The sequence below is a fragment of the Pseudomonas sp. GM33 genome (genome assembly GCF_000282295.1).
Taxonomy (GTDB): Bacteria; Pseudomonadota; Gammaproteobacteria; order Pseudomonadales; family Pseudomonadaceae; genus Aquipseudomonas; species Aquipseudomonas laurylsulfatiphila.
Genome location: NZ_AKJO01000140.1, coordinates 26,700 through 37,359, shown reverse-complemented (window position 1 = coordinate 37,359; position 10,660 = coordinate 26,700). Strand labels below are relative to the sequence as shown.

At 63.0% G+C, this 10,660-nt stretch carries 12 protein-coding genes and 1 pseudogene; 2 read left to right on the top strand and 11 right to left on the bottom strand.

Annotated features, from left to right (window positions below):
• Positions 1-105: 105 nt before the first annotated feature.
• Complete coding sequence (locus PMI26_RS06205) at positions 106-402, bottom strand: DUF6124 family protein (protein WP_007978144.1); 297 nt, start codon at positions 400-402, stop codon at positions 106-108.
• Between the two features lie 463 nt (positions 403-865).
• Entirely contained in the window at positions 866-1,378 is a 513-nt protein-coding gene (gene hpaC / locus PMI26_RS06210) for a 4-hydroxyphenylacetate 3-monooxygenase, reductase component (RefSeq protein ID WP_007978142.1), read from the bottom strand.
• A gap of 259 nt (positions 1,379-1,637) precedes the next feature.
• On the opposite strand from hpaC, the gene PMI26_RS06215 reads away from it, so the two are divergent.
• Positions 1,638-2,267 carry a response regulator transcription factor gene (locus PMI26_RS06215; RefSeq protein WP_007978139.1) on the top strand — a complete coding sequence of 210 codons (630 nt, stop codon included), beginning with the start codon at positions 1,638-1,640 and terminating at the stop codon, positions 2,265-2,267.
• Positions 2,268-2,557: 290 nt separating this feature from the next.
• Here PMI26_RS06215 and feaR read toward each other — a convergent pair whose 3' ends face one another.
• From feaR to PMI26_RS06260, 9 genes are all read right to left on the bottom strand, one after another.
• A complete protein-coding gene (gene feaR, locus PMI26_RS06220) occupies positions 2,558-3,478 on the bottom strand; it encodes a transcriptional regulator FeaR (protein WP_007978138.1) in 921 nt (306 codons plus the stop codon).
• A 152-nt stretch (positions 3,479-3,630) separates the two neighbouring features.
• Positions 3,631-4,581 (bottom strand): PDR/VanB family oxidoreductase, encoded by a 951-nt coding sequence (locus PMI26_RS06225; RefSeq protein ID WP_007978134.1) that lies wholly within the window; start codon positions 4,579-4,581, stop codon positions 3,631-3,633.
• A gap of 191 nt (positions 4,582-4,772) precedes the next feature.
• Positions 4,773-5,513, bottom strand: coding sequence for an SDR family NAD(P)-dependent oxidoreductase (locus tag PMI26_RS06230; protein WP_007978132.1), 741 nt, complete (start codon positions 5,511-5,513; stop codon positions 4,773-4,775).
• Positions 5,514-5,523: 10 nt separating this feature from the next.
• Entirely contained in the window at positions 5,524-6,024 is a 501-nt protein-coding gene (locus PMI26_RS06235) for an aromatic-ring-hydroxylating dioxygenase subunit beta (protein ID WP_007978131.1), read from the bottom strand.
• On the bottom strand, positions 6,021-7,304 hold the full coding sequence (locus PMI26_RS06240; protein WP_007978129.1) for an aromatic ring-hydroxylating oxygenase subunit alpha: 1,284 nt from the start codon (positions 7,302-7,304) through the stop codon (positions 6,021-6,023). The genes PMI26_RS06235 and PMI26_RS06240 overlap by 4 nt, the downstream gene beginning before the upstream one ends.
• Positions 7,305-7,327: 23 nt before the next feature.
• Positions 7,328-8,452 carry an amidase gene (locus tag PMI26_RS06245; protein ID WP_007978127.1) on the bottom strand — a complete coding sequence of 375 codons (1,125 nt, stop codon included), beginning with the start codon at positions 8,450-8,452 and terminating at the stop codon, positions 7,328-7,330.
• Positions 8,449-8,919, bottom strand: a complete 471-nt coding sequence (locus tag PMI26_RS06250; protein WP_007978125.1) for a nuclear transport factor 2 family protein — start codon at positions 8,917-8,919, stop codon at positions 8,449-8,451. Before PMI26_RS06250 ends, PMI26_RS06245 begins: the two co-directional genes overlap by 4 nt.
• Positions 8,920-8,922: 3 nt before the next feature.
• Entirely contained in the window at positions 8,923-9,294 is a 372-nt protein-coding gene (locus PMI26_RS06255; RefSeq protein WP_007978123.1) for a hypothetical protein, read from the bottom strand.
• A 30-nt stretch (positions 9,295-9,324) separates the two neighbouring features.
• The gene (locus tag PMI26_RS06260) at positions 9,325-10,494 is read right to left on the bottom strand and encodes an acyl-CoA dehydrogenase family protein (RefSeq protein WP_007978121.1); all 1,170 of its coding nucleotides are present in this window, start codon (positions 10,492-10,494) and stop codon (positions 9,325-9,327) included.
• Positions 10,495-10,563: 69 nt separating this feature from the next.
• On the opposite strand from PMI26_RS06260, the pseudogene PMI26_RS32000 reads away from it, so the two are divergent.
• Positions 10,564-10,641: pseudogene (locus tag PMI26_RS32000) on the top strand (outer membrane lipoprotein carrier protein LolA); the annotation flags it as partial.
• Positions 10,642-10,660: the final 19 nt, after the last annotated feature.

The following is a 10,660-nucleotide window of genomic DNA, read 5'->3' as shown; positions in this document are numbered from 1 at the left end:
GGCTTGCCCGCGAAGAGGCCATCACTTCCAACATCAATGTTGACTGACACACCGCTTTCGCGGGCAAGTCGGATCGCCGCACCGCCGCTCCCACAGTGTTCGTGGTTAGCCGGGGCGATCGACCTGATCCAAAGCCCGATTCACCGCCAACTCCCCCAGCATGATCACTTGCGCGATGCCCAGCAGGGTGTTGCGGTGCGAGCCTTCCAGGAAGCCCGCCAGGTCATTGGCCATGACACTCGCCGAGGCCAGCGATTCGCAGGCGTGGGCCAGCAGGGTTTCGGTGTCGATGTCGGGTTTGATGGTGAAGAGTGTGGAGGGTTTGTGCGGGGTGGCCATGATGTGCAGGGCCGGGTTTGGGCAGGAATCGTTGTCTGGTGGATCAGGTGTAACCTTGAGCATGACTTTCATTTCCGTTGAGATGCTGCCACGTCGTCGCTGCTAAACGAGGGGTGGCGGCTGTACGCAGGTTAGCAGACCGGGGAAATGAAGAAAGCCGGCGCGCCCGAGGGCGCCCTGCGCACAGCTGCCATCAAATGCAGGCATGGAATACCTGCCTGACGGACACTCGTACGATCTTCAAATACCACGGGCTGCTAAACCCGATCACTGGAAATCAGTGACGCGAATCAAGTTACCGATGGACCTCAAGGCGCACAAGCCGGCGGATTCTGGCGTAGCTGTAGGCAATGCCGCAAGGTGTTGTAGCTTGCAGGAAGTTACTCCTACAGCCGTTAAACAACCCTCCAGACACCACCGTACTGTAGGAGCTGCCGGAGGCTGCGATCTTTTGATTTTGATCTTTTAAAAAGCAAGATCAAAAGATCGCAGCCTCCGGCAGCTCCTACAGAGGGCGTGGTGGATCTCAGCAATGCGCGCCGGCATGTTCCAGGCGATGGAACAAGCGGTTGAAATACACCAGGCTGTCGCGTGGTTCGCGCACGCCGACCTTCGTCAGCTCCACGAACATCACCGAGTGCGAGCCCACTTCCTTGCACTCGCTGATGCGCCCTTCCAACTGCACCAGGGCATCGCGCAGCACCGGCACGTCGGCCGCGCCGTCGTCCCACAGGTCCCAGGCGAAACGCTCGGCCATCGGCACCTTCGTCATGCCGGCGAAGTGTCGGGCCAGTTCTTCCTGCTCGCCGCACAGCACGTTGACGCACAGGTGGCCGTTGGTGCGGAACACGTCGTGAGTGGCGCTGTTGCGGTTGACGCACACCAGCACGGTGGGCGGCGAGTCGGTCACCGAGCACACGGCGCTGGCGGTGATGCCGCAGCGCCCGCCGGGGCCGTTGGTGGTGATGATGTTCACCGCCGCAGGCAGCTGCGCCATGGCGTTGCGAAAGTCGATTTGCTGCTGGCTCAGGTCGGCCATGTCGATGCCCCTTCCTTCAGGAGGACCGCCATCTTGCGGCCCGTAGGTGATGGAACAAGACTAAGGCTGCCGGCGCGGCACAACCATTCTGACGATCCCCATGGCGAGGTTGGGTTTCCGCTAGTCGACTAGGTGGTTTCTTTATCGCAAGGGCCGGCCACAGTGGGTATTCTGATGACTGGCTCCAGAAAGACGAGCCGATGCGTGCCGCGCGTTCGCGTGCGAAAACAATAATTAGAAAACTTTCGTGGCAGCCCCGATGGAAACCCGCAAACCGATTGTTTATATCGTTGACGACGACAAGGACCTGCGCACTTCCCTGGCCTGGTTGCTGGAGTCGGTCAGCGTGCAGGCGCAGTGCTTTGCCGGCGCCGAAGAGTTCCTCAGCCAGTACGACCCCAGGCAGCCCGCCTGCCTGGTGCTCGACGTGCGCATGCCGGAGACCAGCGGTTTCCAGTTGCAGGAAATCCTCAACCAGCGCGGCAGCACCCTGCCGACCATCTTCGTCTCGGCCCATGGCGATATTCCGATGTCGGTCACGGCGATGAAGAACGGCGCGCTGGACTTCGTCGAGAAGCCCTACAACCCGCAACAGATGATCGATCGCATCCAGGCCGCGCTGAAGACCGCCGTGCACGCCCAGGCCGATCAGCAACAGCGTCAGAACCTGCAGGGCAAACTGGCGTTGCTGACCAGCCGTGAGCGGGAAGTGTTGATGCTGGTGATCGATGGCAAGGCCAGCAAGGTGATCGCACGGGAGCTGAACATCAGCGTGAAGACCGTTGACGTGCACCGCACCAAGATCAAGGAAAAGATGGGCGTGACCAGCATCGCCATGCTGGTGCGCGAGGTGCTGCATTTGCCGGTGGATGAGCCGGTGCGGCATTGAGCATTTTGTATTCGCCGTCGGGCCTCATCGCGAGCAAGCTCGCTCCCACAGGTTGATCCCGGCCGTACACAGATCTTGTGTTCACCGCAGATCTACTGTGGGAGCGAGCTTGCTCGCGATGAGGCCGGCACATCCGAAATTGAAGGCGACTGACACGACGCCATCGCGAGCAAGCTCGCTCCCACATTTTTTGATCCCGGCCGTACACAGGCTTTGTGTTCACTGGAGATCCACTGTGGGAGCGGGCTTGCCCGCGATGAGGCCGGCACATTCAACATTGATGATGGGTGTCAGGTGTGGCTATAGCGCTTGCGATAAGCACCCGGTGACACGCCGAAGCGCGATTTGAAGGCCGACGAGAAGTAGCTCGAATCCGAGAAACCCCAGGCATAACACAGCGCCGACAGCTTCTGCTCGACATCGGCGCGGCGCAGGTTTTCGGCGCAGAAGTCCAGGCGACGGTGCTTGATGTACTGCGCCACCACCAGCCCGCGCTTGGAGAACATCCGGTACAGGCCGCGCACGGAAATCCCGACTTCACGGGCGATCAACTCGGGGCACAGTTCTTCGTCGCTGAGGTGTGTGTCGATGAACGCGATGATCTTGCGGAACTGCCGCTCATGGGGATCGGCCGCGCTGTCCCGGGCGCTGATGCCCGGCAGCAACAAACTGGCCAGGGCATCGAGCACGGCCTCGCTTTCCTGCATGTCCAGCCCTTCCTGCTGGCGAGTCTCCAGCACCAGCCTGTTGGCCATCGCCGCCAGCGGACTGCTGGCCGCGATGCGCGTGGCGCAGTTGACGGCATTGAAGTGCGAACCACGCTCGACCACCTGGCGTGGAAGAATCAGCGACAGCTGTCGGCAATCGTCGTGGTAGGTCATGTCGCTCGGACGGCTGGCGTCGATCAGCGCGATGTCGCCACAACCCAGTTGCGCGCGGTTGCCGCCCTGCTCCAGCTGTGAACTGCCACGCATCTGGAACACGGCGTAGTAGTGGCCGTCGCTGCTGGTGCTGACGTCCTTGCTGGTGCGATACAAATGCACGTGCGCCATGTCGACCACACTGAGGTTGATCGCACCGCTGCGAAATTCCGCCAGTTCGCCGTAGAAATCAGTGTCCAGCGCCCGCGCGTCGAAACGCCCGCAGGCCTGGTTCACCTGGCTCAACCAACTTTCGAACGCCTCGTTGCGCACCGTCGATGCTGTAATCATGTCCGCAAAGCCTCACGTTTTTGTTGTTATTTTTCGACCGCTTCATCGAGCGGTTCGTCAAAACCGTTGTTTCTGTAGCCATCGCCTCCCTCGACGGCCGCCGGGCGCCCATTCAACAGGCTCCGGCGCATGCTTTCCAGCCTTCCCGAGGCTTAAATGTCCAATACCAGACGAGCGGAAAGCGCCCGTGATACACAGGCGCAGATCTGCTTGTTGGACGCCTTTTCCTTGTTCGACAGGCAGTTGTCGCGGTGCTCCGGTACGCCGTCCAGCACCTCGACGATGCAGGTGCCGCAAATACCCTCGCGGCATTCGGTGTCGATGTCGCAACCGTGGGCCTGCAACACGTCGACCAGACTGGCGTCGGCCGGCACGTGCAGCACCACGCCGGAACTGGCCAGCTCCACTTCGAAACCGCCGGCCGGGGCACTGTTGGCCGCCGGGTCCGCCGCGAAGTGTTCGAGGTGAATGGCCTCTTCCGGGCGACTGCGCGAAGCCACTGCCACCACTGTGTTCATGAAGGGTGCCGGGCCGCAGGTGTAGACATGGGCGGCGCTGCCGGCGCGCTCCAGGCATGCGCTCAATGCGCCGTCCAGGTCTGCGGGCTCCACACCGTAGTGAAACTCCACGTGATCGGCAAAACGGGTGGCCAACAGCTCGGTAAACGCGGCGTACTGCGCCGAACGGGCGAAATAATGCAGGCGATACGGCTGGCCGCTTTCCGCCAGTTTGTAGGCCATGCTCAGCAGCGGCGTGACACCGATACCGGCGGCGAACAACAGGTGTTCACCGGCACTTTCATCGAGACGGAACAGGTTGCGCGGCGCGCCCATTTCCAGCTCCATGCCCTCCTCGACCTGCTCGTGCAACGCCAGCGAACCGCCGCGCGACTGCGCTTCTTTCTTCACCGCCACCAGGTACGCACGGCGATCCTGCGGCGGGCTGCACAGCGAATACTGGCGGGTCACCCCGGTCGGCCCGGTCAGGTCGACGTGGGCACCCGGTTCATAGGTGTCGAGCGGCTGGCCGTCACTGCGCACGAGGCGAAAGGAGCGGATATCCAGCGCTTCGTCGACGATCCTTTCGATCTTCACCTTCATCATTGCATCACCTGAATACTGTTGTTTCGGTTAGGTCTTGGGTCTGGCATAGCTTTTGTGGCGAGGGAGCTTGCTCCCGTTCGGCTGCGCAGCAGTCGCAAAAATACTTGGTGCTGCTGAGATCCTTGGGGCTGCTTCGCAACCCAGCGCGAGCAAGCTCGCTCGCCACAGTTGATGGCGTCGCGGCGAAAATATCAGCGCATGAACAAGCCGCCGTTGATGTCCCAGCACGCGCCCGTGACGGAGGCGGCGTTGTCGGCGATCAGCAGCAACACGCTGTCGGCGATGTACGACGGGTCGCCGAGGGTGCCGGCCGGGATCATTTTCAGGATCTGCTCCAGACGCTCCGGCGCCACGGTTTCGCGCACCACCGGCAAGTCCAGCGGACCCGGCGAAATGCTGTTGACCGTCACCCCTTGCGGCGCCAGTTCACGGGCGAAGACCTTGGTCAGGGTCGCCACGCCGCCCTTGGCCGCCGCGTAGTGCGCGCCGGTGGCGGTGCCGCCGTTCTGCCCGGCCAGCGACGCGATGTTGACGATGCGCCCGAAGCCACGCTCGGCAAAGTGCGCGCCGAACACCTGGCAGGCCACGAAGGTGCCGCGCAGGTTGATCGCCATCGACTCGTCGAACTCTTCTGGCGTGATGTCCATCAGCGCCGCGACTTTCGACACGCCGGCGTTGTTCACCAGAATGTCGGTGCCGCCCCACTGCTCAACGAGCAGGTCACGGGCACGCTGGAAGTCGGCCTTGCTGCGCACATCCAGCTCGATGGCCATGGCGCTGGCGCCGCTGGCATCGAGTTGCAGAGCCAGTTGCTGCACGCCATCGAGGCGCACATCCGCCAGGGCGACGCGATAACCTGCCGCGTGCAGACGACGGGCGATGCACTCGCCCAGCCCGCGCGAGGCACCCGTTACGAGGGCTACTCGACTCATGATGGTGCCCTCACAAAAGGAAGCCGAGCGCGCTCAGGCTGTCGGTGGAGTTGATCAGGCGCACCACCTTGCGTTCCAGGGTCGGCACGCCGTCGGTGAAGCGGATGCGATGGTTCAGGTCGGCCACGAATGGCGTGTGCACGCCGCGCTTGTAGGCGTACAGCAACTGCGCGGAATTCACTTCGACGATGTCACCGGCCGCTTCCACCAGACGGAAACGCGAGACGGTGCGAATGGTTTTCGCCGCGTCCACCGCCGACGGCGAGAAGCCGGCGCTCAGGCGTTCGATGCGCAGGGCACGCATGCGTGCATCGTCGTAGGCGTAGTTGAGGGTCGCTTCGAAATCCTCGGTGTCCGGGTCGATCGGCACGATGTACTTGCCGCTGTCGCTCCACAGGGTCGCCCATTCGGCGTAGTTCTTGTGGTCGAGCAGTTCGGCTTCGCGCCAGATGAATTCGATGGCCTGGGCCAGGGGACCTGCAAAACCGTTCAGGGTGTCGTGATTGCTCATTGGCTCATCATCCTTTTCCACATGTCGTAGGCACCGCGCATGCCGCCTTCGTCGGTGGCGTGGCTGACCTTGTCGCCGTTTTCAGCGGTGATTTCGCGGTTCAGGCCGCGGTTGACCAGGATCGGCGCGTCGACGCCGGCATACGAGCCGCGCTGCACGCGGTCCCAGGCTTCGGCATCGTCGGGGCTGCCGAAACCGAACGGGCCCTGGAAGTGTTCGTGGATGCGCATGCGCTCGCGGTTGGCGATTTCCGGGCCGCCGTCCATGCCGAGGGCCACGTGACGGATCTCGGTTTCAGTCACCGACACCGGACGCAGCACGCGGAAAAACGACATCGACATCGCCACGTTGGGGAACAGGTTCAGGTTGAAACCGGCGCCGTGCAGCGAGCGCACGATGCGACGCACCTGATCGGCCGGCAGGGTTTTCGACAGCTCTTCGGTGACGTGGGCGAAGCGTTCCTGCAACTGTTCGGTGCCGTCGTCGTGATCCAGGTCGACGTGCTCCGGCACCATCACCATCACGCTGTGGCCGTTGCCCAGGGAGTGGGTCACGGCTTGTTCGTCGGTCATGAACGAGAGCATTTCCGAGGTTTCTTCGTCCACCGACGACATGAACGACTTGTGCACGATCGGGAAGTGATAACCGTCGGTGGTGTTTTCCAGCTGGATCTTCCAGTTGCCTTTGAAGCTGAACTTGTGTTCACCCTGGGTCTTGATCGGGTAGCCGGCGCCCTGCTTCATGAACAGGTCCATCCAGTGTCTGGCGCCGCCGAGGAAGTCTTCCAGCGGTTCGATCTCGTCGTTGTAGCTGGCGAAGACCATGCCGGCGTAGCTTTCGACGCGCAGGCTGGTCAGCGGCAGTTCGGACTTTTCCAGGATGCCTTCGTAACCGTCCGGGTACGGCAACGCCCGCAGCTTGCCGTCCAGGCCATAGGACCAGCTGTGGTACGGGCAGGTGAAACCGGTGGCGTTGCCCTTGTGCTTCTCGCACACGGTGGCGCCACGGTGCCGGCAACGGTTTTCCAGCACGTTGATGTTGTTTTTCTTGTCGCGCACGACGATCACCGGGCGACGGCCGATGGTGGCGGTCTTGAAGTCGCCGCTGTTGCGCACTTCGCTTTCGTGGGCCACCCACACCCAGGTGCGGTAGAAAATCTTTTCCAACTCGGCTTCGAACAGCGCTGGATCGTTGTACAGCGAGACGTCGACGCGGTCATGACTGACCAGGTCTTCGGGGCTTTTCGACGTTGCGATCAGCCGGTATTCATGAGTGCTCATGCGGTTCTCCTCATGGCTTCTTTTCAGATTTGGGTTGTAGAGGCTTGAAGTTGCGCACCAAAGGCGCAGACCAGCTCGTCCTGACCTTTGCGGCCGACAATTTGCAGGCCGACTTTCAATCCGCCGCAATCGAGTTCAACCGGCACCGTCAGCGCCGGGTGGCCACTTAGGTTGAAAGGCCGCACCAGCAGGGTCATGCCGGCCACGGCCTTGCTGCCGGCGCGGGCTTCGCTGAGGGTCGGCGGCAGGCTTGGCAGGGTCGGCAGCAAGAGCACGGCGAACTCTTCCAGCGCCGCATCCACCTGTTGCGTGAAGCGCGTGCGTACGGCTTCGGCCTGGGCCAGTTCTTCACGGGTGGTGCGGCTGGCCGCCAACAGGCGTGTCTCGACATCGGCGCCGATCAGGCCTTTGCCGGTGAGATGACCGAACGCGGCCCAGTTTTCAAAATTGATCACGGTCAGGCCGGCGGCGAACGCGGCTTCGAATTCGCTCAGGTGCAGGTGGCTGCGACGCCATCCCGCGCGGTCGGCCGCGGCACCGAGACTGGCTTGCAGGTGTGCGTCACAGGCCACGTCGAGGAAGCCGACTTTCGCGCCGCCTGCGGGCAGTCCCTGCACGCCAAAGCCTGGACAAATCACCTGCATGGCGGCGATCAGATCGTCCATGGACCTGGCGAACGGCCCGACGCAATCGAGGCTGGATTCCAGTGGATGGGCACCGATACGGCTGACACGGCCGTACGTCGGCTTGAGCCCAGCGATACCGCAGCACGCCGCCGGCACCCGCACCGAACCTCCAGTGTCGGTGCCGATGGCAATGTCTGCCAGGCCGGCGGCGACGGCCGAGGCCGAGCCGCTGGAGGAACCACCCGGCACCCGGTCCGGCGCCTGCGGGTTCACCGGTGTGCCAGTCCAGTCGTTGATGCCGGTGACGCCGAAGGCCAGTTCATGCAGGTTGGTCTTGCCGACGATCTGCCAGCCGGCGTCGAGGATCGCGTCGACCACTTCGGCGTTTTTCGTTGCGGCGGGTGCATCGGCGAAGGCACGGCTGCCCGATCGGGTCGGATGGCCGGCGATGTCGATGGAGTCCTTGATGGCGACGCGCTTGCCGTTGCCACCGAGGAGGAATTCGCTGATGAAAGTACTCATGCATTCAGCTCCGTGTTGAACAGCCGTTGCGTGCGGAAATGGGCGATCAGCCAGGTGCCGTCGACGCAGCGGAAATCGATGTTCAGCCGCGTGCCGAACAGCTCGTTGCGGCCATCAGCGTAGGTGGAGATCTGCTGCATGATCCACTGCCCCTGCGCCCGATCACCGTCGACCACGATCGACTCGCTGGTGAGGTAGTGCAGGTTCAGTCGGAAGTGGTCCGAAGGCGGCAGGTAACCACCGACAAATGCGGCCACGGCCTCGCGTCCACGGTGTTGACCGAAGGTCTGCGCGGTCTGGCTGCCGATGCCTTCCCAGATCGCATCCACAGTGAATAACCGGGCCAGATCGCTGACGTGGGTGACAGCCCTCGGCACATCGCACAGGTCCATGTAGCGCGCCATCAAGCGGCGCACCGCACTTTCCCCTTCGAGTGTCGCCAGACGCTGCAGCAAGGCCTCGTCCATGGCTTACACCCTGGCCGCGTCAGGGATGGTCAGCGGGCGACCGATGCGCGCTTCGACCTTGGCGTAGCGCCACAGGCTGTACTCGCCCACCGGCGTGGTGCGGAACAGGTTGCAGGCGTCGATCACCGATTGGTGGCAGTCGACGTCGGCCATGATGTACACGGTCCAGGGCGAGGTGGTGGACGGGCCGACCATCAGGCGGTCGTCGTCCATGGCACCGAGCACGGTGATGCCGGGCATGGCGCCGAGGGAGCCCATCATCTGGCTGAAGCCCTTCCACACGCTCAGGCCTTCGCCGGTGGGCAGGTCGAAAAAGTTCTGGGTGATGCCGATGCAGAAGACGACGCGCAACGGTTCCTGGGTAGCTTGGGACATGGTGTTGATCCTTGAAAAAGTAATGAAAAATCAGATGTAGCCCGGGAACGGCGGCACACCGAGGAACACCGAGCCGGCGCCGTCGTACAGCCCTTCGTTGAGGAAGGCGTGCTGGGTCACCACCATCGAGTCGCGCAGGTAACGTTGCAGTGGATGACGCAGGTAAATCGCGGTGGTCCCGGCCAGGCTGTAGGCGCTCTGCACCACCTCGGCCCCCGCCTGGGAGACATGGATCGCCGACAGGCGCAGCAGGCTGGTCTGCTCCGGCGTGACCGGGTTGCCGGCCAGGATCGAGCTCCACACCTGTTCGGTGGCGTTGTAGAAGAACCCCCGTGCGGCCATCAGCTTGGCTTCGGCCTTGGCGATCTCGATGCGCACGTAAGCCCGGTCGGCCATTTTCGGCGCACCGGTAATGCCGCCGGCGCCGGCCATGCGACTGATTTCATCCAGCGCTGCACGGGCCAGGCCAAGGTTGACCACCGCCAGCACTTGCGCGGCGTAGGCGATCGACGGGTAGCGGAATAGCGGTTCGTCGATGGTTGCAGCCCCGCCACGGATGAAGGTCCAGCGGTCCTCGACGAATTTGTCGGTGACACGCAGGTCATGGCTGCCGGTACCCTTGAGGCCGACCACGTCCCAGTTCTCGACGATCTCGACCTGGCTGGCCGGGAACACCGCCGTGCGCGGTTTGCCGCCCGCCCCACTGGCGCCGATGCCGACACCCAGCAGGTCCGCGCCTTTGCTGCCGCTGGCGAACTTCCAGGTGCCGTTGACCTGCCAACCGCCTTCCACCGCCTCTGCTGGCTGCAGCGGGAACAACCCACCGGCGAACACCAGGTCCGGACTCTCGGCGTAGATTTCAGCCAGGGTTTGCGGTGGCAAGGCCGCCAGATAGACACCGGCGCTGCCAAAGCTGGCGACCCAGCCCGCCGAGCCGTCGGCTTCGGAGATGCGCTCGATCATGTGCAGGAACAGCGCCGGCGCCAGGGCGTCGCCGCCGTAGCATTTCGGCGTGGCGGCGCGATAGATGCCCAACTGCTTGAAGCGCTCGATCATGTCCCGAGGCACGTGGGAGCCGGCGTCGAATTCCTCGCGGCGTTGGCGAACCTCATCCAGCACCTGCTCAAATAGCTGACTCTCGACCATTGGTACGACCGGGCCGGACACAGGGTCTTGTTGCGCGACAGCTGAACGCAGCATGGGCTAGTTCTCCGTTTTGATTATTGTTAGAGGGCTCCACCGCTCTCTGTAGGAGCGAGCTTGCTCGCGATGGTCGTCAACGATGACGCTGGAAACCTGGCACCCCGTGGCGCTCTCAGGTTCATCGCGAGCAAGCTCGCTCCTACATGGGGGGGTGTTGCCCTTG